General features: G+C 36.8%; 1 protein-coding gene. It reads left to right on the top strand.

What is annotated here, in order from left to right; all coding sequences use genetic code 11:
- On the top strand, window positions 1-416 hold a 416-nt coding region (locus KH893_RS12600; protein ID WP_281166374.1), incomplete at both ends, for an ABC transporter permease.

Consider the following 416-nt stretch of genomic DNA (forward strand, 5'->3'; position numbering starts at 1 on the left):
GTTCGCGAATTCTTGAAAGTATTCTTGCTGCTGTTCCAGCCCGCCAGCATTTTACCGGTAAGATTATCGCGATTGTCGGACTCTTTATTTTCCAACTGATTACTTATACTTTTATTGCTCTGATAGCTTTTGCTTTAGCGAAACCATTCAATTATTCTAAATATCTTAATTTGATTGATTGGTCGCAATTGGGAATTGGTTTTATTGTTTTAACTGTTCTAATAACTCTAGGTGCAATTATTATATATATTATTTTAGCGGCAGTTTTTGCTTCAATGGTCAGCCGACAGGAAGATGTCGCCAAATCTACTTCGGTAGTTATGTGGATTGCAATGGTTCCATATTTTCTAAGCTTTGCGGTTGCTTCTTCGGCCAATGCGCCGGTTTTCAAAATATTGTCTTTTATTCCTCTGATT

The organism is Liquorilactobacillus sicerae (assembly GCF_029916425.1).
Lineage (GTDB): Bacteria > Bacillota > Bacilli > Lactobacillales > Lactobacillaceae > Liquorilactobacillus > Liquorilactobacillus sicerae.